General features: G+C 76.2%; 15 protein-coding genes. 4 read left to right on the forward strand and 11 right to left on the reverse strand.

The window, feature by feature from the left end; all coding sequences use genetic code 11:
• The first annotated feature begins 107 nt into the window (after positions 1-107).
• Positions 108-1,811: an ABC transporter family substrate-binding protein gene (locus D459_RS0119010; protein WP_017594592.1), complete on the forward strand. Its 1,704-nt coding sequence runs from the start codon at positions 108-110 to the stop codon at positions 1,809-1,811.
• Between the two features lie 1,943 nt (positions 1,812-3,754).
• Complete coding sequence (locus D459_RS0119015) at positions 3,755-4,174, forward strand: hypothetical protein (RefSeq protein ID WP_017594593.1); 420 nt, start codon at positions 3,755-3,757, stop codon at positions 4,172-4,174.
• A 16-nt stretch (positions 4,175-4,190) separates the two neighbouring features.
• On the opposite strand, the gene D459_RS0119020 is transcribed toward D459_RS0119015, so the two are convergent.
• The 4 genes from D459_RS0119020 to aceB all read right to left on the reverse strand — a co-directional run bounded on the left by D459_RS0119020 (position 4,191) and on the right by aceB (position 10,643).
• A complete protein-coding gene (locus D459_RS0119020; RefSeq protein WP_017594594.1) occupies positions 4,191-5,498 on the reverse strand; it encodes a (Fe-S)-binding protein in 1,308 nt (435 codons plus the stop codon).
• A 132-nt stretch (positions 5,499-5,630) separates the two neighbouring features.
• Positions 5,631-6,929 (reverse strand): FAD-binding oxidoreductase, encoded by a 1,299-nt coding sequence (locus tag D459_RS0119025; RefSeq protein WP_017594595.1) that lies wholly within the window; start codon positions 6,927-6,929, stop codon positions 5,631-5,633.
• A 523-nt stretch (positions 6,930-7,452) separates the two neighbouring features.
• Positions 7,453-8,946, reverse strand: a complete 1,494-nt coding sequence (locus tag D459_RS0119030; RefSeq protein WP_017594596.1) for an FAD-linked oxidase C-terminal domain-containing protein — start codon at positions 8,944-8,946, stop codon at positions 7,453-7,455.
• A gap of 92 nt (positions 8,947-9,038) precedes the next feature.
• Positions 9,039-10,643 carry a malate synthase A gene (gene aceB / locus D459_RS0119035; protein ID WP_017594597.1) on the reverse strand — a complete coding sequence of 535 codons (1,605 nt, stop codon included), beginning with the start codon at positions 10,641-10,643 and terminating at the stop codon, positions 9,039-9,041.
• A gap of 312 nt (positions 10,644-10,955) precedes the next feature.
• On the opposite strand from aceB, the gene hflX reads away from it, so the two are divergent.
• Entirely contained in the window at positions 10,956-12,377 is a 1,422-nt protein-coding gene (hflX, locus tag D459_RS0119040) for a GTPase HflX (RefSeq protein ID WP_017594598.1), read from the forward strand.
• Between the two features lie 638 nt (positions 12,378-13,015).
• Complete coding sequence (locus tag D459_RS0119045) at positions 13,016-14,224, forward strand: amidohydrolase family protein (RefSeq protein ID WP_017594599.1); 1,209 nt, start codon at positions 13,016-13,018, stop codon at positions 14,222-14,224.
• Positions 14,225-14,266: 42 nt separating this feature from the next.
• Here the strand turns inward: D459_RS0119045 and holA are convergent, their stop codons facing one another.
• The 7 genes from holA to D459_RS0119080 form a co-directional block, all read right to left on the reverse strand.
• The gene (gene holA / locus D459_RS0119050) at positions 14,267-15,235 is read right to left on the reverse strand and encodes a DNA polymerase III subunit delta (protein WP_026120541.1); all 969 of its coding nucleotides are present in this window, start codon (positions 15,233-15,235) and stop codon (positions 14,267-14,269) included.
• Between the two features lie 57 nt (positions 15,236-15,292).
• Positions 15,293-16,075 (reverse strand): alpha/beta fold hydrolase, encoded by a 783-nt coding sequence (locus tag D459_RS0119055; RefSeq protein WP_017594601.1) that lies wholly within the window; start codon positions 16,073-16,075, stop codon positions 15,293-15,295.
• A 121-nt stretch (positions 16,076-16,196) separates the two neighbouring features.
• Entirely contained in the window at positions 16,197-18,545 is a 2,349-nt protein-coding gene (locus D459_RS0119060; RefSeq protein WP_017594602.1) for a ComEC/Rec2 family competence protein, read from the reverse strand.
• A gap of 63 nt (positions 18,546-18,608) precedes the next feature.
• Positions 18,609-20,003 (reverse strand): ComEA family DNA-binding protein, encoded by a 1,395-nt coding sequence (locus tag D459_RS36565; RefSeq protein WP_017594603.1) that lies wholly within the window; start codon positions 20,001-20,003, stop codon positions 18,609-18,611.
• Between the two features lie 252 nt (positions 20,004-20,255).
• Positions 20,256-21,263, reverse strand: coding sequence for a phosphotransferase family protein (locus tag D459_RS0119070; protein ID WP_017594604.1), 1,008 nt, complete (start codon positions 21,261-21,263; stop codon positions 20,256-20,258).
• Between the two features lie 143 nt (positions 21,264-21,406).
• The gene (gene rpsT / locus D459_RS0119075; protein ID WP_017594605.1) at positions 21,407-21,676 is read right to left on the reverse strand and encodes a 30S ribosomal protein S20; all 270 of its coding nucleotides are present in this window, start codon (positions 21,674-21,676) and stop codon (positions 21,407-21,409) included.
• Between the two features lie 209 nt (positions 21,677-21,885).
• Complete coding sequence (locus tag D459_RS0119080) at positions 21,886-22,911, reverse strand: hypothetical protein (RefSeq protein WP_017594606.1); 1,026 nt, start codon at positions 22,909-22,911, stop codon at positions 21,886-21,888.
• Between the last annotated feature and the right edge of the window lie 77 nt (positions 22,912-22,988).

Genomic DNA, 22,988 nt, shown 5'->3' on the forward strand with positions numbered 1-22,988 from the left:
TAGTATTCCCGGATTGTTCCAATAGTGGCTTTCGTTCCGGCGGCTGTCCGGTCACTGCCCGAGAGGGGGCCCAGGTGCGCGAGGGACGGGCTCGCGGAGGTCTCGCCGTGCTGTCCGCGGTTCTCCTGGCGGCCTCCGCCTGTACCGGCGGAACCCAGAACGAGCAGCGGACCGCGGCGTCGGCCGAGGCCGCCGACATCAACGCCGCCGACCGGGACGAGCTGGCCGACGGCGGCACGCTGGAGTGGGGCATCAACGAGTTCCCCGCCCAGTGGAACCCGCACCACGCCGACGGCAACCTGGCCACGGTGCACACGGTGATGGACGCCCTGCTGCCCACCCCGTTCGAGCCCGGCCCGGACGGGGACGCCCGCCCCGACCCCGACTACGTGCTCGGCGCCGACCTGCGGCGCGACGGCGGGGGCCAGGTGCTCACCCTGGAGCTCAACCCCGAGGCGCACTGGTCCGACGGCACCCCGATCACCTGGAAGGACTACCGGGCCACCGCCGAGGCGCTGGCCGGCGGGGCCGACGGGTACAAGGTCCGCGGCGAGGTCGGCTACGACCGGATCGCCTCGGTGGAGCGCGGTGCCGACCGGTTCGAGGCGGTCGTCTCCTTCGACGAGCCGTTCTCGGAGTACCCGTCGCTGTTCGACCCGCTGCTGCCGGCCCGCTACGCCGGCGACCCGGACTCCTTCGACACCGGGTACCTGGAGGACGTCCCGCTGACCGCCGGCCCGTTCGCCTTCGCCGGGATGGACCGGAAGCGGCGGACCGTGACGCTGGAGCGTTCGGCCGACTGGTGGGGCGACCCGGCCAAGCTCGACGAGATCGTCTTCCGCACGATGGACGGCGAGGCGCTGACCACCTCCTTCCTGGAGGGCGGGGTGGACGCCTTCGAGCTGCCGGTCGACGCCGCCGCCTTCGAGCGGGCCTCCTCGGCCGACGGCGGCGAGGTCCGCACCGCCCTGGGGCCGGACTACCGGCACATCACCCTCAACGGGGAGAGCCCGGCCCTGTCCGACGTCCGGGTCCGGCACGCCCTCTTCCTCGGCATCGACCGCGAGGCCCTCACCGACGCCGCCCTGGAGGGCGTGGACTGGTCGGCCGAGCCGCTCGGCAACCACTTCCTGCTGGAGGGCCTGCCCGGCTACACCGACAACAGCGGCGAGTGGGGCGAGCGGGACACCGACCGCGCCGCCGAGCTGCTGGACGAGGCGGGCTGGAAGGCCGGCGACGGCGGGACGCGCACCAAGGACGGCGAGCCCCTGGCCCTGCGCTACCTGGTCCCCCGCGGCCACGCCCCGGCGCAGAGCGAGGCCGAGATGGTCCAGGCCATGCTGGAGGAGATCGGCGTCGCGGTGGAGATCGAACCGGTCGGCGGCGACGAGCTGTTCTCCCGCTACGTGCTGCCCGGCGACTACGACCTGGTCTCCTTCGTCAACACCGGCGGCGACTTCCCGGTCTCGGCCTCCCTCCCGCAGTGGGCCTCCCCGGCCGGCGGCGCCGAGGGCTCCGGCGGCGGTGAGGGCTCCGGCGGCGCCGGCGAGCCGGACTGGCGCTCCAACGTCGGCCGCATCTCCTCCCCGGAGATCGACGCCGCCATGGAGGAGGCCCTGGCCGCCCCGGACGCCGAGGCCGCCACCGCCGCCGTCAACGAGGCCGACCGCCTGCTCTGGGAGGCCGGCCACACCCTCCCCCTCTACCAGCGCCCCCAGCTGATGGCCGCCCGCACCGACCTCGCCAACATCGGCGCCCCCGGCTTCCGCCCCCTCGACTACGCCGACATCGGCTACCTGAAGAAGGGCTGACCCGCCCTTCCCTCCCCCTCCCAGACCCCTTCCCTGATCCCCTCCCCGAGGATCTCGGCGCCGCGGCCCTGCCAGAGCGCTCGTCGTCAAGCGGCCGTTGCGGCAAGTGGGCCGTTGCAGCGAGGAAACCGAGGAACTCGGGGGAGGGACGAGGAACGGGAGGCGCCCCTACCGGGCGCGGCGCCTCACGTGGCCGGGGCCCAAGCGGGCAGCGACGGCGGCAGTAGGGGGACCGGCTGGTCGGTCGGGTGCGGCGCCCCGCGGAGCGAGGGTTCAGGCGGGCAGCGACGGCGGGGGCAGGGGCGGGGCGGGCGCCTCGCCCGGGCGCGGCGCCTCACGGAGCGAGGGTTCAGGCGGGCGGCGACGGCGGCAGTAGGGGGACCGGCTGGTCGGTCGGGCGCGGCGCCCCGCGGAGCGAGGGTTCAAGCGGGCGGCGACGGCGGCGGTAGGGGCGGGGCGGGCGCCTCGCCCGGGCGCGGCGCCTCGCGGAGCGAGGGTTCAGGCGGGCGGCGACGGCGGCAGTAGGGGGACCGGCCGGTCGGTCGGGTGCGGCGCCCCGCAGAGCGAAGGTCAAGACGGGCAGCGAGGGTGGGAGTCGGGCGGGGCGGCGCCGGTGAAGGGGGTGGGCCGCTCGCCCGGACCCACCAGGGAGCCTTATCCCTGTATGCCTGGTTCGCGGCGGGGATCGGGCGCAGGCGGGGGCGCCTTGCGCACCGCGAGAGCACCCCGATTACATCTACCAGCGAGTAGTAAGCCCCCAGGTCCCCACCGCCCCCTCGCCGATCACCCAGAGTGGCCGAGGCGGGTCCTCTCTGCAGGGCAAAAGCGACATCTCGCCCCCACCCCTGCTCTTCCCGGGTTCCGGCCCCCTGCATGCCGGTCTTCCGGGCGCCTCGAACCCCTCACCACCAGGCCGATCAAGGCGATTCGGGCCTCCCGGGGGCCGTTCCGGCCCGGGATGCGCGCCCGGGAATCACCGGAGTGCTCTCGCGGTGCGCAGGGCACCCCTCCCCGCCATCACCCTGCGTATTCGCCCAGTTCAGAGAGGGGTAGCGGTTTCAGAGGCGGCCGGCTCCGACGCCCGGGCGACGCGGGAACGGCGAACCCGCCGCCCCGGCCCGCCCCGACCACTCCCTCCCTGCTCTGCCGCGCCCGACCGACCAGCCGGTCCCCACCCGCCGCCTGCTTGAACCCCGGCCCCGTGGGGCACTGCGCCGGACCGACCGCCTCCGCCCCGCCCCTGCCGCTGCCGTCGCCGCCAGCCTGAACCCCAGCCCCGCGGGGCGCCGCACCGGACCGACCGGCCGGTCCCCGCTGCTGCCCTCGCCGCCTGCTTGAACCCCCGCCCTGTGGGGCGCCGCGCCCGGCTGGGGCGCCCGACCCTGCCCCTACCGCTGCCGTCGCCGCTGGCCTGAACCCCGGCCCCGTGGGGCGCCGCGCCCGACCGACCGGCCGGTCCCCGCTGCCGCCGTCGCTGCCGGCTTTAACCCTCGCCCCGTGGGGTACCGCGCTCGGGCGCCCCCTCGCCCCGTCCCTGCCGGTGCCGTCGCCGCCCGTCTTGACCTTCGCTCCGCGGGGCGCCGCGCCCGACCGATCGGCTGGTCCTCTTCTGTCCTCTGGTGGGCGGTGTTGCAACAGGAACTGGAGACCACCCGCTCTGATGGGGCCGCAACGTCAAGATCATCGAAAGGGGAGCGGTCGCGGGCGGCGGCAGGTCGGCGGTGCCGGGCGTTCTGCGGATGCGCTTCTCGAGTCTCCCTCGTGCGGGCGTCGTTACCATCACATGCCTAGAAATGGACATTTACTTCCTTTCTGGTCATGGACGTTGCGCCCAGGAAGGACCCCGGCGACAGCAGCGCCCCCGGAACCGGGCCCTGTCGCAGTTCAGGCGCCTCCGGCGCCCTCTCCGCGCATCCCTACCGCGAAACGGATGGTCGTCCCCCGTGAGCACGCACTTCCCCCCGAGCCTGACCGCCGCCCGCATCCTGCTCTTCGCGTTCACCGGAGTCTCCCTCCTCAGCGGCGGGAACAACCTCTACTTCACGGGGTTCTCCTCCCTGGACGCGGTCGCGCCGACCCTCATCTTCATCCTGACCCCCGGAGTCGCGTCCTTCCTCCTCGCCTTCTTCCTCCCGCGCGGCGGCCCGGCCGTCTTCTGGCTGCTCATCGCCATGTGCGTGTTCTGGACCTTCTCGGCCCTCGGCAACATCGGCAAGGACCCCGCCTGGATCCTGCACATCTGCTGGCCGCTCCTGCTCGCCGTCTTCACCACCCGCAAGGCCTCCCGCACCTACCTCCTGCACCGCACCCGCGACGGCGAGCAGAAGGAGAGAGAAGATGCCTCCCCGAAGCAGGCCCACTGACCGCGCACGGGCGCGATCACCCCAGCAGCGCCTCCGGGCCCAGGTTGCGGAGGGAGGCGTCGAGGACCTGGGCGGTGTGGGCGACGGCGATCGGGCGGCCGGCTCGCTGCAGGGACGAGGCGATCTGCAGGGTGCAGCCGGGGTTGCCGGCGATGAGGAGGTCGGCGCCGGAGGCGGCGACGCCCGCGGCCTTGCGGTCGCCCAGATCGCGGGCGGGCTCCGGGTTGAGCAGGTTGTAGACGCCGGCGGAGCCGCAGCAGATCTCCGGTTCGGGCAGTTCGGCCAGGTCCAGGCCGGGGATCGCGCGGAGCAGCCCGCGGGGCTGGGCGGTGATGCCCTGGCCGTGCGAGAGGTGGCAGGCGTCGTGGTAGGCGGCGCGGACCGGAAGCGGGTGGCGCTCGGCGCGCGGGCCCAGGTCGGCGAGGAACTCCGACAGGTCGACGACCCGCTCGGAGAGGGCCTCGGCGCGGCGCACCAGGGCGGCCGGGGCGCCCGCCTCGCGGAGCAGGCGGCCGTAGTGCTTCATCGTGCCGCCGCAGCCGGCGGAGTTGACCACCACCGCCTCCACCCCCGCCCGGGCGAAGGTGCGCACCGTCGCCTCGGCCAGCAGGGCGGCCTCGCCGGCGCGGCCGGAGTGCGCGGACAGCGCGCCGCAGCAGCCCTGGGCGCGGGGGATGGCGACCTCGCAGCCCTCACTGGCCAGCACCCGGGCGGTGGCCGTGTTGACCTGGGGGAAGAAGGCGCCCTGCACGCACCCGGTGAGCATGCCCACCCGGGCGCGGAGCCCGCCCCGGGCCCGGACCAGCTCCGGCAGGGCGGGCACCTTGGCGCGGATCGGCGGGGCCACCCGCTCCATGGTGGCCAGGGTGGGGGAGAGCCGGTCCAGCAACCCGGACCGGCGCAGCGGCCCGGACAGGCCGCTGGCCTGGTAGGCGCGGAGCGGCCCGCGGAGCAGGCGGAGCCGCCGGCGGTGCGGGAAGAGCGCGAAGACGGCCGAGCGGAGCAGCCGCTCGGCGAGCGGGCGCTCGTGCCGCTCCTCGACCCGGGCCCGGGTGGTCTCGATCAGCGCGTCGTAGGCCACCCCGGAGGGGCAGGCCGTCACGCACGCCAGGCAGCCCAGGCAGTTGTCGAAGTGGCCGACGGCCGCCTCGGTCAGCACGTCGTCCTGCTCGGCCTGGCCCATCAGGTGGATGCGGCCGCGCGGGGAGTCCATCTCCTCGCCCCACAGCACGTAGGTGGGGCAGGTGGGCAGGCAGAAACCGCAGTGCACGCAATCGCCGAGCAGCTCGGAGAAGCCGCGCTCCCGGTGCACGCTCTCGGTCATGGGGCGTCCTCCTCGATAACCGGCGGCGGCGCCGGGGTCGTCGCTGGGTGGGCGGTCGGGTCCCGCCCCGCGGATCGGGCGGTGCGGGTCGGGCTCCCCGGCCCGGTGGCGCCGGGACCGGGGCGGCGGGGGTCAGATCCCGCCGGCGAAGCGGCCGGGGGAGAGCAGTCGGTGCGGGTCGAAGGCGTCCTTGACCGCCCGCATCAGCGGCAGGCCGGGGACCTCGCCCCACAGGTCGACCCCGTGCCGGTGCAGCGCTGGGGCGGCGTGCGGCACCGTCAGCGAGCCGTGCCCGCCGGTGGCCCGGACCAGGGCGGCGCGGACCGAGCCGACCAGCGCGGCCGCCGCCCCGGGGTCGGCCCCGGCCGGCACCGCGGCGAACAGCGCCCCCGATCCGGCGGAGCCGCGCACCGGCACCGGCAGGCCGGCCTCCCGGGCGCCCGCCGCGAGCGCGTCCAGGGCCTCGGCGAGCCGGGCCGGCGGCAGCACCGCCTTCAGCAGGGTGTCCCCGGGGGAACCGGGCAGCGCGCCCCAGCCGGGCGGCACCGCGTCGCCGACGTTGTCGGCGCCCACCAGGTCGGCGGTGTGCTCGGCGCGCGCGTCGATCCCCTCCGCCGAGCCCTCCAGCAGCACGTGCAGCCGGAGCGGCCCGCCGACCGGAGCGTCCAGCTCCACGGCGGCCGGGACCACCGGCGAGGCGGCGACGGCGGCGGCGCGGGCGCGGATCCCGGCCGGGTCCGCGGCGGTCGCCGAGACCAGCCGCACCGCGGCGGGCAGCGGGCGCAGCCGGAAGGTCACCGAGGTGACGACGCCCAGCGTGCCCAGCGCGCCGGTGTGCAGCTTGGCCAGGTCGTAGCCGGCGACGTTCTTCACCACCCGGCCGCCGGAGCGGGCGGCCGTCCCGTCGGCGCGGACGAACTCCATGCCGATGATCAGGTCGCGGAGCCGGCCGTGCAGCAGCCGCCCGGGACCGGACAGCCCGGCGGCGACCGCGCCGCCCACCGTCGACCCCGGGACGACCTCCTCCACCGGCAGCCGCTGCCCGGCCCCGGCCAGCTCCGAGGCCAGCCGGGCCAGCGGGGCCCCCGCGCCGGCGGTGGCGATCAGGTCCCCGGCGGCGTGCTCGACGGCGTCCAGCGCGGAGGTGTCCAGCAGCACGTCGCAGCGGTCCGGCGGGGCGCCCCAGTCGATCTTGGTGCCGGCGCCGCGCGGTACCACCGCCAGCCCCAGCCGGGCCGCGGCGGCCATCGCGGCCGCGCACGCCCCGGCGTCCGGTGGTACCGCCACCCAGCGCGGCACGGTGCCGCCGACCGCGTCGCCCCCGGTGCCCGCGCGGACCTCGCAGCCGCCGGCGCCGAGTTCGGCGGCGGCGTCACCTGCGGTCGCGGGTGCGGCCTCCGCCGCCGGTTCGCCTGCCGGTGCCATCGGCATCCCTCTCTTCTTCACGCCGTTCTTCACACTGTTCCGGCGCGCGTGCCGGACCGGCGCCCGGTCCGGGGGCGCCGCTCTTCTCCGCCCGCCCGGGCGCGGGGTGCGAGGGGAGGGCGGGGAAGCGCGGCTCCGGAGCCGCCTCCGCTCCGCGGCGGTGTCGGGGGCGGACGGGCCGGAACCGGTCCGGGAGGGGCCGCCCGGTCCCGCCGCGCCACCGCAGCGGGCTCCGCGGCGGTCCCTGCTCGGGGTCGGTGCCGGGGGATGCGCCCCGGGTCGGGGCCGGCCGGAGGCGGATGGGCACCGCCGCCTTCGCCCGGCCCGCTCGAAGGCGGAGCGCGCACCTCGGCGGAAGGGGCCGGGAGGCGGCGGTGCCCGGCGGATCCGGTGCGGCCGGGCATGGGAGCGGGGACCCGGCGGCGGGCGGGCGCGGCGCCTCGGGGAGTCGGGGCCCGCCGGGGCGGTGCGGGGGCCGTCCAAGGCCCTGTCCGGGGCATCGCCTCTCCTCCCTCCTCTGCCGGGCCGGTCAGAACAGCTCGGCCTTGCCCTCGGCGACCAGGGGGTGCGGGTGGGCGCCCTTGACGACGCCCGGGCGCTCGCCGCACAGGCGCGGGGTGGGCAGCAGCTTCTCCGGGTTGGCGGTGCCGCCCGGGTCGAGGGCGGCGCGGAAGAGGTCCATGGTCTCCAGGTCGGCCGGGCCGAACATGCGGGGCATCTGGCAGGCCTTGTCCACACCCACGCCGTGCTCGCCGGTGATCGAGCCGCCGTGCCGAATGCACAGGTCCAGGATGGCACCGGAGACCTCGGCGGCGCGGTCGCCCGCGCCGGGCTCGGCGTCGTCGAAGAGGACCAGCGGGTGCAGGTTGCCGTCGCCGGCGTGGAAGACGTTGGCCACCCGGATCCCCGACTCCGCGGAGAGCCGGGCGATGTCGCCGAGCACCTCGCCCAGCGCGGTGCGCGGCACCACGCCGTCCTGCACGATGTAGGCCGGGCTGATCCGGCCGACCGCGGCGAACGCCGACTTGCGCCCCTTCCAGATCCGGGCCCGCTCGGCGGCGCCGCTGGCCTCGCGGATCTCGAACGCGCCGGAGCCGGTGCACAGCCGGCGGACCTCGGCGGCGCCGGCGTCCACGTCGGAGGCGGGGCCGTCCAGCTCGACGATGAGCACCGCGCCCGCGCCGGGCGGGTACTCGCAGGCCACCGCGGCCTCGGCGGCCTCGATCGCGAGCGCGTCCATCATCTCGATCGCGGCGGGCAGCACCCCGGCGGCGATGATCGAGGAGACCGCGGCGCCGCCGGCGTCCACGGTGTCGAACGCGGCGAGCAGGGTGGTGGCCTTCTCCGGGGCGCGCAGCAGCCGCACGGTGGCCTCGGTGGCGATGCCGAGGGTGCCCTCGGAGCCGATGAAGGCGCCCATCAGGTCGTATCCGGGGGCCTCGGGCGCCTTGCCGCCCAGCCGGACCAGCTCGCCCCGGGGCGTGGCGATCTGCAGCCCGAGCACGTGGTTGACGGTGAACCCGTACTTCAGGCAGTGCGCGCCGCCGGAGTTCTCCGCGATGTTCCCGCCGACCGAGCAGACCTGCTGGCTGGACGGGTCGGGGGCGTAGTAGTAGCCGTGCGGGGCGGCGGCGCGGGTGATGTCGAGGTTGGCCACGCCCGGTTCGACGACGGCGCACTCGTTGCCGATGTCGATCTCGATGATGCGGCGCATCCGGGAGGTGACCACCAGGACGCCGTCGGCGCGGGGGAGGGCCCCGGCGGAGAGCCCGGTCCCCGCTCCCCGGGGGACGAAGGGCACCCCCTCCTCGGAGCAGAGCCGCAGCACGGCGGCGACCTGCTCGGCGGTGCTCGGCAGCACCACCGCGCCGGGGACCTCGGCGTGGTAGGTCAGCCCGTCGCTCTCGTAGGTGCGGCGGCGCGAGGCGTCGGTGAGGACCCCGTCCTCACCGCAGATCGCGCGCAGCCGCGGGACGAGCGACCGCAGCCGGTCCGGGTCGATCCGCGTCGGGGCGTCCGGCATCGGGACCCGCCCTCCCCCACATCCGTCGAGACGGCCGTGCCCTGGGCCGCGCGGGGGCACCGCCCCGCGCGGCCCGGGCGTCGAGCCCGACGTTACGGCATCCGCTCGTAAGCGGGAAGGGTAAGGAAGTCGGCGTAGTCGTCGGCCAGCGCGACCTCCTTGAACAGCTCCTCGGCCTGGGTGAAGAGGTCGGCGTCGAAGGCCTCGCCCTGCGCGGTGCGGATCGCCTCCAGCTCCTCGGCGATGAGCCGCTCGACCAGCTCGGCGGTGACCTTCGGGCCGTCGTCCAGGGTGACGCCGTTGTGCAGCCACTGCCAGATCTGCGAGCGGGAGATCTCCGCGGTGGCGGCGTCCTCCATCAGGTTGTGGATGGCCACCGCGCCGTTGCCGCCCATCCACGCGGCGAGGTACTGCAGCGCCACGTTGATGTTGCCGCGCAGGCCCGCCTCGGTGACGCCGCCCTCGGTGGCGTCCACCGCGAGCAGGTCGCCGGCCTTGACCGAGACGTCCTCGCGGAGCCGGTCGATCTGGTTCGGCTTCTCGCCCAGGACGCCGTCGAAGACCTCCTTGGCCACCGGGACCAGGTCGGGGTGGGCGACCCAGGAGCCGTCGAAGCCGTCGCCGGACTCCCGGGACTTGTCGTCGCGGACCTTGGCCAGGGCGCGCTCGTTGACCTCGGGGTCGCGGCGGCTGGGGATGAACGCGGCCATGCCGCCGATGGCGAACGCGCCGCGCCGGTGGCAGGTGCTGACCAGCAGCTCGGTGTAGGCGCGCATGAACGGGGCGGTCATGGTGACCGCGTTGCGCTCCGGGAGGAGGAAGCGGCGGCCGCGGGTGCGGTGGTACTTGATCACGCTGAACAGGTAGTCCCAGCGGCCGGCGTTCAGGCCCGCGGAGTGCTCGCGCAGCTCGTAGAGGATCTCCTCCATCTCGAACGCGGCCGGGATGGTCTCGATGAGGACCGTGGCGCGGATGGTGCCGCGCGGGATGCCGAGCCGCTCCTGGGCGACGACGAAGATGTCGTTCCAGAGCCGGGCCTCCAGGTGGCTCTCCATCTTCGGCAGGTAGAAGTAGGGGCCCTTGCCCTTGTCCAGCTGCCGCTGGGCGCAGTGCAGGAAGTAGAGCGCGAAGTCGACGATGCCGCCGGAGGTGCGCTCGCCGTCGACCAGGATGTGCTTCTCGTCCAGGTGCCAGCCGCGCGGCCGGACGACGATGGTGGCCAGCTCCGCGTCGCCCTTCAGGGCGTAGGTCTTGCCCTGGGGGGAGGTGAAGTCGATCTCGCGGTCCAGCGCGTCGCGCAGGTTGAGCTGGCCGCCGATCATGTTCTCCCACAGCGGGGTGTTGGCGTCCTCGAAGTCGGCCAGCCAGACCTTCGCCCCGGAGTTGAGGGCGTTGATGGTCATCTTGCGGTCGGTGGGGCCGGTGATCTCGACACGCCGGTCGGTGATGCCGGGGGCGGGCGGCGCGACCTTCCAGGAGGTGTCCTCGCGGATGGCGCGGGTCTCGGGCAGGAAGTCCAGATCGGCGCCCTCGGCGACCTTCTGCTGGCGGACCTTGCGCGCGGCGAGCAGCTCCTGGCGGCGCGACTCGAAACGGCGGTGCAGGTCGGCGATGAGCGCGAGCGCGTCATCGGTGAGGATCTCGTCGTACCGGTCGTGCAGGGGGCCGGTGATCTCGACCCCGGTCGTGGCGCCCATGAGAAACCTTCCACGAAGCGAAAGCTGGTTTTGGATTGCGGAATATGACGCTACTCTTCGGTTCGGGCGGTGGTCAATGTTGTGCGCCACTCACACGGCGGAAAACCTTTGGATCCGGGTAAAGATATCGATTCTTTCCGGTGAAGGTCGCCGTGATCTTCGGTCAGCGGCAGAAACGATGTGTTCTGTCTGTGGTCGTAGCGGGACCGCCGCGGGGCGCGGTGTGAAAACCTGATGCCCGCCGATCGGCCCCGTGCGACGATCCTGGGAACATCGTGCGCGGACAGGGCGTTGCCCTGGCTGGAGGGATATTTGCGTACTGCTCACGACCACGAGACCGACCGCGAAGACGAGACCGCCGGCGCGCCCGCGCAGGGCGAGCTCGAACTGGAGGAGCGCCACGCGCTGCGCCGTGTGGCGGGCCTGTCCACCGAGCTCGACGACGTCACCGAGGTGGAGTACCGCTCGCTGCGGCTGGAGCGCGTCGTCCTGATCGGGGTGTGGACCAGCGGCACCCAGGCCGACGCCGACAACTCGCTCGTCGAGCTCAAGCACCTCGCCGAGACCGCCGGCGCGATGGTCCTGGAGGGCGTCACCCAGCGCCGCTCCAAGCCCGATCCGGCCACCTACATCGGCCGCGGCAAGGCCGAGGAGCTGCACGGCATCGTGGAGGCCACCGGCGCCGACACCGTCATCTGCGACGGCGAGCTGGCCCCCGGCCAGCTCCGGCAGCTGGAGGACGTGGTCAAGGTCAAGGTGATCGACCGCACCGCGCTCATCCTGGACATCTTCGCCCAGCACGCGCGGAGCAGCGAGGGCAAGGCCCAGGTCGAACTGGCCCAGCTCAGCTACCTGCTGCCGCGGCTGCGCGGCTGGGGCGGCTCGCTGTCCCGGCAGGCCGGCGGGCGCGCGGGCGGCAACGGCGGCGTGGGCCTGCGCGGCCCCGGTGAGACCAAGATCGAGACCGACCGGCGCCGGATCAACACCCGGATGGCCAAGCTGCGCCGCCAGCTCGCCCAGATGGTCACCGCCCGCGACGTCAAGCGCGACCGCCGCCGGGCCCGCGAGGTGCCCGCGGTGGCGATCGCCGGCTACACCAACGCGGGCAAGTCCAGCCTGCTCAACCGGCTCACCGGCGCCGGGGTGCTGGTGGAGGACGCGCTGTTCGCCACCCTGGACCCGGCCGTGCGCCAGGCCCGTACCCCCGACGGCCGCGGGTTCACCCTCAGCGACACCGTCGGATTCGTCCGGCACCTGCCGCACCAGCTGGTCGAGGCGTTCCGCTCCACCCTGGAGGAGGTCGCCGACTCCGACCTGATCCTGCACGTGGTGGACGCCTCCGACGCCGACCCGGAGCGCCAGCTCGCCGCGGTCCGCGAGGTCTTCGCCGAGATCGGCGCCGGCGACGTGCCGGAGCTGGTGGTGCTGAACAAGACCGACGCCGCCGACGAGCTCACCGTCAAGGCGCTGCGCACCCGCGAGCCCGGTGCGGTCGAGGTCTCCGCCCGCACCGGCGCGGGCATCGGCGAGCTGGTCGCCGCGGTCGCCGCGGCCCTGCCGGAGCTGGACCGCGAGGTCCGCGCGGTCGTCCCCTACCACCGGGGCGACCTGGTCTCCCGGGTGCACCAGGAGGGGCGCGTCGTCGCCGAGGAGCACACCGCGGACGGCACCTCGCTGCACGCCTGGGTGCCCGAGCGGCTGGCCGGCAAGCTCGCGGAGTACGCGGGCGTCTGACCCGGAGGCGAGCGGACCGGAGGCGGACGGGCCGCCGGAGGCGGCCGCGGGGCGGGCGCCGGGGAACGCACCCCGGCACCCGCCCCTTTCGCGTCCGCGCCGCCCCGGACGGGACCGCTCCGGCGGCGGAGGGCCCCTTTCCCATCGGGCCCGGCCAGGGCGGCAGGGCCCCGGCGCCCGGCGCGGCACGCCCGAGCAGGGCGCGGGACCGGACGGCCGCCGGCGGCTGCGGCGGGCGGAACCCCCTCCGGTCGCCGCGGCGGGGCCGGAGCGGCGCGCAGGGGCACGGCCGAAATGCGGCGATCCCGGCGAATCCTCCTGCGGCGGCTCCTCCGGCGGCGCGGCGCGGCGGCGGAACCCCGCGCGGGGCTCCGCCGTTGGGCCTATCGTGGGGGTGCCCCTTCGGGCCGGGCCCGGCGGGCGCCCGCCCAGCGGTGGCAGAGGTGTACACGCCCCGGCCGATGAACTAGGTTCTACGACCATCGGCGCGGCACGCCCGAGCCGCCGGCCTCCCCAGGCCGCACCGCCGCCCTCCCGGCCGGACCAGCTGAGATCGAGGTCGCTTATGCACGCCCTGCCGTCGAGCCCTTCCGAGCCGGCCGCGCACCCGCGGCCGTGACCCCGGCCGGGGCGAGACGATGACCGTACGACTCCTCACCAATATCGGCCGCCTGTGGACCGGGACGGACCTGCTCAGCAACGCCGCGATGCTGCTGCGCGACGACCGGGTCGCCTGGGTCGGCGCCGCGGCCGACCTCCCGCAGAGCCTGCCCGGGGTGATCGACGACATCGTCGACGTCGACGAGGTGGACAACCTCGGCGGAGGCCTGGTGACCCCCGGTCTGGTCGACGCGCACAGCCACCCCGTCTACGCGGGCAACCGCTACGCCGAGGTGTCGATGCGCGCCGGCGGCGCCACCATGGCCGAGATCAGCGGGGCGGGCGGCGGGGTCGCCTCCACCGTCACCGTGACCCGCGGGACCGACCCGTGGACCCTGTGCAACGCGGTCCGGGAGCGGCTGCGGCGCTGGGTGCTCTCCGGGTGCACCACCGTGGAGACCAAGACCGGCTACCACCTCACCCGGGACGGCGAGCTGGCCGACGTGCGGCTGCTCCGCTCCCTGGAGGAGGAGCCGGGCATGCCCCGGCTGCACGTCACCTTCTTCGCCGCGCACGCCGTGCCGCCGGAGTACTTCGGCCGCCCGCACGACTACGTCGAGGCGGTCGCCTCCTGGCTGGGCGACGCCGCGCAGGCCGGAGCGGAGGGCGTCGACGTCTACTGCGACAACCACCAGTTCACCGCGGAGGACGCGCAGCGGCTGCTGGCCGCGGGCCGCACCGCGGGCCTCCGCACCCACGTGCACGCCTGCGCCAAACCCCGGCACGGCGCCGTCCGGATGGCCGCGGACATGCAGTGCGACTCGGTGGACCTGCTGCACGACACCGACGAGGACGACGTCCTCGCGCTGGCCAAGACCGGCACCCCGGTGGTCGCCTGCCCCACCACCTCGCTGCTGGAGCAGCGCCGGCCGCCGATCCGCGCCCTGCTCGACCACGGCGTCCCGGTCGCGCTGGGCACCGACCACAACCCGGGCCAGTCGGGCGCGACCTCGCTGCCGCTGGCCATCTCCCTGGCGGTGTCCATGTTCGGGATGAGCGTGCTGGAGGCGCTGCGCGCCGCCACCGCGGGCGGCGCGCTCGCCCTGGGCAGCACCGACGTCGGGATCCTCGCCCCGGGGCGCTACGCCGACATCGTCCAGTGGGACGCCGACCACGAGGGCGCCTTCGCCTGGTCCTACGGCCTGAACACCATCCGGGTGTGGCGCGGCGGCGAGACCATCCGCTGACATCCGCTGCCCCCGGCCGCCGAGGGGCCGGCCCGGGGCCGCTCAGCGCTTGGCGCGGTGGGTGGCGATCTCGATGACGGCCCGCTCCAGGGCGTAGGCCGGGTCGCGGCCGGCGCCCTTGATCAGCGCGTCGGTCTCGGCGATGATCCGCATGGCGTGCGCGACGCCCTGCGGGGTCCAGCCGCGCGCCTGCTGGCGGAGGGTCTTCAGCTTCCACGGCGGCACCTTGGCGCGCTTGGCCAGCTCGGCCTCGGGGACGCCGCGCGGCGGCTGGGCGGCGACCGCGAGCCCGCGCACCGCCCCGGCCAGCGCGCTGTTGATCAGCACCGGCGCGGTCCCCACCGCCAGCGACCAGCGCAGCTGCTCCAGCGCCTCGGGCAGCCGGCCCTCCACCGCGCGGTCGGCGACGGTGAAGCCGCTGGCCTCCGCCTTGCCGGAGTGGTACCGGGCGACCGCCGCGGCGTCCACCCGGCCCTCGGTGTCGGCGATCAGCTGGGTGCAGGCCGCCGCGATCTCCCGCAGGTCGTTGCCGACCGCGTCGAGCAGCCCCTGCGCGGCGTCCGCGGTGATCTGCCGCCCGGCGCGGGAGAACTCGTCCTTGATGAAGCGCAGCCGCTCGGCGGGCTTGGTCGGCTTGGCGCAGTCGACCCTGGCCGCGCCGGCCTTCTTCGCCGCCTCCAGCAGCGCCTTGCCCTTGGCGCCGCCGGCGTGCACCAGCACCAGGGAGACGTCGTCGGCCGGGTCCTTGAAGTAGCCGGAGACCTCCGCGGCGAGGTCCTTGACCAGGTCCTGGGAGGAACGCAGCACCACCACCCGGCGCTCGCCGAACAGCGACGGGGAGACCACCTCGGCGAGCCTGCCCGGGCTCACCTGCGACGGCACCAGGTCGTGCACGTCCACCTCCGGGTCCTCCGCCCGCACCTGCGCCACCAGCGCGGCGACGGCCCGGTCGACCAGGAGCTCCTCGTCGCCGACCACGAGGGTCAGCGGAGCGACAGGGGTGGAAGCCATGAGAGCAGCATGCCATGGACCGAGGACCGGACGGTGCGGATCTGCGGGCGGCCCCGCTCACCATCCGATGCCGTCGAGGAAGCCGGCGAGGATCCGGTCGAACTCCTCCGGGCGGCACAGGTTGGAGGGGTCGAAGGAGTCCTCGACCACGGCGAGCCGGCCGTCCGGCACCGCCTCGGCGATCCGCCGCGACATCGGCACCAGCCAGGGGGAGTCGCCCGCGACGGCCAGCACCGGGCAGTCGAGGGCGGACAGCTCCGGCAGGTGGTCGACGCGGTTGAGGGCGTAGCGGATCTTGACGGTCTCCATCCGCCGCATCTCCGCCAGGCCGGCCTCCAGCCGCCGCAGGGCGTGCGGCCACCGCGCGTACTGGTGCCGGATCCCGGGGCGGAGCAGCCCGGGGAAGAGCCACAGCCAGCCGGTGGCGTAGAGCAGGGCGAGGTTGGCGGCCTCGGCGGGGGAGCGGGGCCGGGTGTCGGCGAAGGAGTCCACGGTGACCAGCCCGGCCACCCGGTCGGGGGCGTCGAGGGCGAAGCGCTGCGCCAGCACGCCGCCGTAGCTCACCCCGCAGACGACGGCCCGCTCGACCCCGAGGCGGTCCAGCACCGGCCCGATGTCCGCGGCCTGCCGGGACAGCACGTTCCGCCACCCCCGCAGCGGGGAGGAGCCGCCCGCGCCGCACGGGTCGAGCGCTATGACGCGGTGGTCCGCGGAGAACCGCTCGACCTGCGCGGCCCAGACGGAGCGGTCCAACCCCAGCCCGGGAAGGAGCAGCAGAGCCGGGCCGGCACCGCGGTCCTCGAAGCCGATCACGGTGTCGCCGATCCGGACGTCGGGCACGGGACGCACCTCCTGGAGGCGGCCGGGGCGGCCGCGGGAGCGGACGGGGTGCCTCCAGCACTATCAACCGCCGCTCCCCCGGGGCGTGGGCCCCCGCCGGAGGGCTCACCCGCGGGAGGGCTCACCCGGGGAGCGGGCCGCGGGCGGCGATGCGCGGGCCGTCCGGGCCGGGCAGGACCGCGACGTCGCCGTGCAGGTCGGTGCGGTAGTGGGCGGGGGTGAGCGATTCGAGCACCCGGACCGTCTCCGGGGCCGGGTGGCCGTAGCGGTTGTCCGCGCCGACCGAGGTGACCGCGGCGCGCGGCCGGACCGCCCGGAGGAAGCCGTGCTCCTGGGTGCCCGCGCCGTGGTGCGGCGTCTTGAGCACGTCGACCCCGCGCACCAGCGGCTCGGACATCAGCGCGCGCTGGGCGCTCTCCTCCGCGTCCCCGGTGAGCAGCAGGGTCAGCGGCGCGGCCGCCCCGCCGTCCGGCGGCTCCCAGCGGGCGTGCAGCACGATGCTGCGCGCGTTGCCGTCCTCCGGGGCGGCGGCCCCCGGAGAGGGGCGGGGCCACAGCGCGCGCAGCGTCCACGCGCCGAGCGTCCAGGCGTCCCCGGAGGCGGCGGTGCCCGGACGGACGCCGGCGGCGGCCAGTGCCGCCGAGGCCGCCGGCGCGTCGAACCCCTCCGGCACCAGCGCGCCGCCGACCGGGCGCCCGGACAGCGCCCCGGAGGTCCCGCCGACGTGGTCGGCGTCGCCGTGGCTGAGCACGAGCAGCGGGATCCCGTCCACGCCCAGGTCGGACAGGCAGCGGTCGACCGGCTCCGGATCCTGGCCGGTGTCCACCACCGCGGCCCGCCCCGGCGCCGTGGAGAGCACGGCCGCGTCGCCCTGGCCGACGTCGCACAGGACCGCCGCCCAGCCGCGCGGCGGCCAGGCGGGCACCGCGCAGGTGGTGGCCGCGGCGGAGAGCACGACCGCCAGCAGCGCCGCCCTGGCCCGTCCGCGCAGCACCAGGGCGGCGGCGACCAGGGCGGCGAGCCCGGCGGCGCCGGCGGCGTCGCCCCGCCACGGCACCGCCGCGAAGGGGACCCCGGAGGCCGCCTCCGCGATCCGGGCGATCAGCAGCACGGCCGCACCGGGGACCCACGCCGCGGCGGCCGCCCCGACCGGCCAGAGCAGGGCGGCCGCGGCGGTGCCGAAGCCGCCGACCATCGCGACCGGGACGAGCGGCGCCGCGGCTGCGTTGGCCGGCACCGCCACCCAGCCCACCTCCGGCCGGAGCAGGACCAGGACCGGCAGGCAGGCCAGGTGCGAGGCGGCGGAGACGGCGAGCACGTCGGCCGCGGCGGCGGGCATCCGGGCGGCCAGCAGCCGGCTCCAGCCCGGGGCGAGGACCATGATGCCGCCGCTGGCCAGGACGGACAGCGCGAACCCGTAGGACACGGCGAGCGCCGGGTCGAACAGCACCAGGACCATGACCGCGGCGGACAGCGCGGCCAACCCGGTGCGGTCCCGGCCGAGCGCGGTGGCCAGCAGCGCGATCAGCCCCATCAGCGCGGCCCGCAGCACACTGGGCCCGGGGCCTGCCACCAGCACCATGGCGCCGATGAGCCCCGCACCGGCCAGCGCGGTCGGCCACGGAGGGCAGCGCAGCCACCGCCCGGCGGCCAGCACCGCACCGGTGAGCAGCGCCAGGTGGGAGCCGGAGACGACCATGAGGTGCGTCATGCCGGCGGCGCGGAAGTGCTCGGCGGTCTCCTCCGGGACGGCGGAGGCGTCGCCGGCCACGAACGCGGGCAGCAGCGCGTCGGCCGGGGCGGGGAGCCCGGCGGACGCGTCGCGCAGCCGGTCCCGGAACCCGCCGGCCCAGGCCTGGGCGGCCACCGGAGGGGCGGTGGAGGCCGGAGGACCGCGCACCGGGACCAGCCCGTGCACGGTCCCCGGCCCGGCCGGCAGCACCGGACCGCGCACCCGGACCCGCTCGCTCGGCAGCACCGCGCGCCACTCCTCGCCCGCGACGAGCAGCACCACGGGCACCCGGATCGCCACCCGCTCCGCCCCCTCGCCGGGGACGGCCCACACGGTGTGCGCCGGGACGGTGAACCCGGGGCCGCCGCCGAACGACGGCCCGTCCCGGGGGCGCGGAACCTCGGCGACCTCCACCTCGGCGGTCAGCTCCCCGCCGGTGCGCGCCAGCGCGGCGACGGGGGACGACTCCACCGCAGCCAGCCGCCCTCCGCAGGCCAGCGCGGACGTCGCGGAGCAGAGCGCCGCGGCCGCGACCGCCGCCGCCCACCCCGCCCGCCGCACCGCGGGGACCAGTGCGAGCAGGGCGCACCCGAGCAGGACCCCGGCCGCGCACAGCGCCGCCCGGGCGCTCCCACCGCCGAGCAGCGCGGCGGTCGCCCACACCCCGAGCGCCGGGCCGACCAGCCGGACATCGGCCACCCGCTCCCGGGTCGGGGCATCGGTCCCGAACAGGTTCATCGGACTCCTCTCGGACGGTTCCCTTCGAGGGGCGGGCCGGGGCGCCGCGGGCAGGACGGGCGATCAGGGCGGGGCGGGAGCGGCGCCGCCGACCTGGACCAGGGGTTCGAGTTCGGCGAAGCGCTTCTCGCCGATGCCGCTGACGTCGTGGAGCTGGTCGACGGAGGCGAAACCGCCGTTCTGGGTGCGGAAGGCGATGATGCGCTCGGCGAGCACCGGGCCGACGCCGGGGAGCTCCTGGAGCCGCTCCGAGGTCGCGGTGTTCAGATCGACCGGACCGCCGGGGGTGCCGGGCGCTCCGGGGGCGCCCGTCGGGGGCGGCTCCGGGAGGTGCTCCTCGCCGACCAGGATCTGCTCGCCGTCGGCGACCGGGCGGGCCAGGTTCAGCGCCCCGGGATCGGCGTCCGGGGCGAGGCCGCCCGCGGCGTCGATCGCGTCGGTGACCCGGGAACCGGCGGGGAGGGTGATCACCCCCGGCTTCCGCACGTCCCCGCCGACGTGCACGGTCACCTTGCCGTTCGCGGCCGGGGGAGCGGGGCCGCCGGCCGGGGCGGAAGGCCCGCCCGGCGGCGGGGCGGTCTGCGCCGAGGACGCTGCGGCCGGGGCGGCCTGGGATGCGGGGAGGGCTTCGGCGTCGGGGCGGGCGCGCAGCGCGAACCAGGCGGTGCCGGCCACGGCCAGCGCGCACAGCACGGCGAGGGCGACCAGGCCGTGCCGGCCCAGCCGGGGACGCTCCCCCTCCGCCCGCCCGGGGAGGCGGCCGAGGACCTCCTCCAGCAGGGAGCCCCGGGACGGGGCCTCGGCGTACCCGCGCGGGAGGGAAAGATCGCCTTCGGCGGACTCCGGACCGCCGTCCCGTGGCGCGGCGGAACCGCGGGTACCGCCCGGTGGCGCGGCGGGCCCGCGGGAGCCGTTCGGGGGCGAGGCGGCTTCGCGGGTGTCGTTCGGAGGTACGGCGGGTTCGCGGGTACCGCCCGGGCGCGCGGCCGGTTCGCGGGTGCCGCCCGGGGGCGAGGCGGGTCTGCGGGTGTTCTTCGGTGGTGCGGCGGGCCCGGGGGTGTCGTTCGGTGGCGCGGTGGGTCTGCGGGCGGCGGCCGTATCCGGGAAGGCCCGGGCCGCCCGGGCGGAGCGTTCCGTTCGGGCGGGGCGTCCGTCGCGGGAGGACCGGTCCGGGGCGTCCAGTGGTGCTCGGGGCCGGGGGAGCGGATCGGCGGGGAGGCCGCCGGGGACCGGGGCGGCGCGGGCGGGGACCGCGTAGGGCGGTGCCGGGATGGCGGGGGTGTCCGGGGCGGCGGCCTCGTTGGGCGGGGACGCGGCCTCCTCCCTATCGGGAGGGCCGGACGGCGGCCGGGGTGCGGCGGCCCGCAGCCGGCGCAGGGCGGCGCCGGCGGGGCCGTCGCCTTGGGCGGGGGCGTGCTCGGATCGGGGGCGGCGGAGGCGGTCGGTGAAGAGCGGCATGTCGGCAACGCTAGGGACTCCGCGCCCCGGTGGCGGAGCGGATTCTCCGGCTGTGGACAGAGCCCTGTGGACAACGGCTCCTGTGGACAGAGGCCTGTGGGCGACGGCCTCTGTGGGCAGAGCCCTGCGGCGGCGGCCCCTGCGGGCGGCGGCTCCGGGGCCGCTCGGCCATGGAGCCGTGCCGCTCCGCTCCGGACCGGACCCGCCCGGCCGTGGAGCCCTACCGGAGCGGGAGGGCGGGCCCGGTGGCCGTCACGTCCGGTCCGGGGGCGGGGGGAGGGCGTCTCCGGTCAGGCGGCGCAGCCAGGCGGCGGTCTGCCGGAGGTGGGCGTCGCGGACCTCGTCGCGGAGTTCGGGGAAGACGCGGGTCCAGGCCAGCGCCCTGGAGATCGCGCCCAGCCGCAGCGCGCGGCGGACCGCGGTGCGCAGCTCCGCGGGCGGCGCGGCGCCGCTCCACGGCTCGAGGTAGGCGTCGCGGAGCCGGCGCATCACCCGCACCCCGGGGGAGAGCTCCGCGGCGATGAAGTCGAAGGGGACGAGCAGGCTGGTGAAGGGGTGCGCGACCGAGGCGTCCCCCCAGTCGATGAACCGGTAGCCGCCCGCGTGCCGGAACACGTTGCCCATGCTCAGGTCGGAGTGGTCGACCGAGGCGGGGACCCCGGAGTCGGCCAGGGCGCCGGTGAACCGGTCCAGGCCGGCGCGGAACGCGGCGACCGCCGGAAGGTCCTCGCCGAGCTCGGCGGCGACGCCCGGATCGGCGAGGAGCCCGTCCAGCCGGTGGCCGAGCGCGGGCGGGCGCAGGTCCGGGACGCCCAGCACGAGCATGTCGCGGACCCGCCCGGTCAGCCCCCGCTGCAGCTCGGCGTAGCCGCGCAGCACCGACTCCCAGACCGCGAAGTCGCGCAGGGAGCGCATCCGGCCGACCATCGGGGCCCCGCCGTCGGGCAGCAGGGACCAGCCGCGCTTGGCGTCCACGGCGATGGGGGCGGGCACCCTGCCGGGGACCCAGGCGTGCAGCGCGCCCAGCAGCGCCGCCTCGAAGGCGGATTCGGGCGGGTCGGCCTTGAACCAGACGGGCCCGTGCGAGGTGGCGAACCGGGCCGTCGTCGACCAGGGCCGGACCCGGACCCGGGGCGGGGCGGGCAGCGGCTCGATGCCGCGCTCGGCCAGCCGCCCCTCGATCCACGCGGACAGCTCGCCCCGGGCGCCGGGCTCCTCCCACAGGGCCAGGCGCAGCCGGGTGTAGTCGACTCCGTCCACCCTTCCCACGCTAGATCAGCACCGGCCCGGAGTCCTGGGCCGCAGGCGGTGGCGCGGGCGGAACTCCGGCGGAGCGGGTCCGGAACGGCGACGGGCGGGCCGCACCGGAGAGGTGCGGCCCGCCCGCGGCGGTGCGTGCGAGGTCAGGCGCTCTTGGCCTGCTCCAGGCGCTTGGCGATGGCGCTCTTGCGGTTCGCGGCCTGGTTCTTGTGGATGACGCCCTTGCTGGCGGCCTTGTCCAGCTGGCGGGCGGCGGCGCGCTGCAGCTCGGTGGCCTGCTCCACGTTCCCGGCCTCGGCGGCCTCGCGGAACTTGCGGACGGCGGTCTTCAGGGACGACTTGACCGCGCGGTTCCGGATCCGGGCCTTCTCGTTCTGCCGGATGCGCTTCTTCTGCTGCTTGATGTTGGCCATGCGAAAACGTGCTCCAGTAACTTTCGATCAGTGAGGCGACACACGCGGCCCCGTCCGCGGGCAGCCGATCCGCGGGAGGCCGGGCGAGGACCGGCACCGAGTTTGTGAGTCCGAAGGGCTCGATCGAACGTGGACCGTCCGAGACACGGACTTCCATTATGCAACGGCCGCGGGGGTGTTCCGGACCATCGGGGCTCCGGTGCCGCACCCTATCCGGCGGGTTCCACCCACCCCTCCAGGTAGGCCCGCCACTGCGCGTCACCGGCGGTGTCCAGCGGGTAGAGCGCGATGCCGACGTCCTCACGGCGGTCCGCCCTGGTCAGGCCGATGCGCACGGCCTGCACCGCGGTCTCGGTGCTCTCCCCGCCGGAGGGCTCGCCCCACTCCTCGGACGCGTCGGGGCCGTAGCCGGGCACGCCGAAGCGGAGCGCCGTCCCGGCCGTCTCCTCGCGCTGCTCCAGCGCCGCCACCGCCTCCTCGACCTGGCGCACCATGTACCCGCCGTACATCGAGGAGAGCGGCATCCCGGAGCCGTGCCCGGGGACCACCACGATGTCGGCCCGCTCGGCGATCCGCCGCAGGTAGCCCTTGGACCAGTAGCGCTCGCCCCGGTCGATCGCGAAGTAGGGCACCCGCAGGCCGGGGACCAGCTCCACCGGCAGCGCCTGCACCGACAGCACCGCGTCCCCGCCGATCTCCTCGCGCACCGCCTCCAGCAGCCGCGGCATCGACGGGTCGTTCACCGACACCGGGCTGACGTCCAGGTGGACCCCGTCGAAGCCGGCCCCGGCCACCTCGCCGGCGGCCGCGGCGATCCGGCCCCGGGCCTCCTCGTCGAACCGGTCCTCGACCAGGGAGGAGCCGTCGGCCCGGTGCCGGAGCAGGCCCAGCACCGCGGTGTCCGGCAGCTCCTCCTCCGCCCAGGCGAGGAAGTCCCGGGCCGCGGCGGAGCCGTACGCGCCCTCCACCGAGCCGTCCGCGCCGATCTCCCCGGCCGGCACGTACACCTCGCCGATCCCGCCCCGGGCGATCCGATCGCGCAGCTCCGCGCGGTCCTTCGCGCTCTTGTCCCCGGTGAGCCAGGCGGCGCTCAGCCAGGCCCCGTTCTCGCCGCCGGAGGCCGCCCAGGCCGCGGGCTCGCCGGAGAACCGCATGCCGAGCAGCGCGCCCGCGGCCACCATGACGACCAGTACCGCCGCGCATGCGGCGAGCACGCGCTTCAGCAGCCACTTCACCGGTGTCTCCCGCCCTTCGGCCGTGCCATAGCCTGATAGCCGACGCCCGCCCGCCGGATACCGCCGGCCGCCCGCCC

The organism is Nocardiopsis potens DSM 45234 (assembly GCF_000341105.1).
Taxonomy (GTDB): Bacteria; Actinomycetota; Actinomycetes; order Streptosporangiales; family Streptosporangiaceae; genus Nocardiopsis_A; species Nocardiopsis_A potens.

Excerpts from the sequence above, each read along its gene's own strand:
- D459_RS0119020 (WP_017594594.1), bottom strand. The coding sequence starts at position 5,498 with ATGACCGAGAGCGTGCACCGGGAGCGCGGCTTCTCCGAGCTGCTCGGC.
- D459_RS0119025 (WP_017594595.1), bottom strand. The coding sequence starts at position 6,929 with ATGCCGATGGCACCGGCAGGCGAACCGGCGGCGGAGGCCGCACCCGCG.
- D459_RS0119030 (WP_017594596.1), bottom strand. The coding sequence starts at position 8,946 with ATGCCGGACGCCCCGACGCGGATCGACCCGGACCGGCTGCGGTCGCTC.
- aceB (WP_017594597.1), bottom strand. The coding sequence starts at position 10,643 with ATGGGCGCCACGACCGGGGTCGAGATCACCGGCCCCCTGCACGACCGG.
- D459_RS0119045 (WP_017594599.1), top strand. The coding sequence starts at position 13,016 with ATGACCGTACGACTCCTCACCAATATCGGCCGCCTGTGGACCGGGACG.
- holA (WP_026120541.1), bottom strand. The coding sequence starts at position 15,235 with ATGGCTTCCACCCCTGTCGCTCCGCTGACCCTCGTGGTCGGCGACGAG.
- D459_RS0119060 (WP_017594602.1), bottom strand. The coding sequence starts at position 18,545 with ATGAACCTGTTCGGGACCGATGCCCCGACCCGGGAGCGGGTGGCCGAT.
- D459_RS36565 (WP_017594603.1), bottom strand. The coding sequence starts at position 20,003 with ATGCCGCTCTTCACCGACCGCCTCCGCCGCCCCCGATCCGAGCACGCC.
- rpsT (WP_017594605.1), bottom strand. The coding sequence starts at position 21,676 with ATGGCCAACATCAAGCAGCAGAAGAAGCGCATCCGGCAGAACGAGAAG.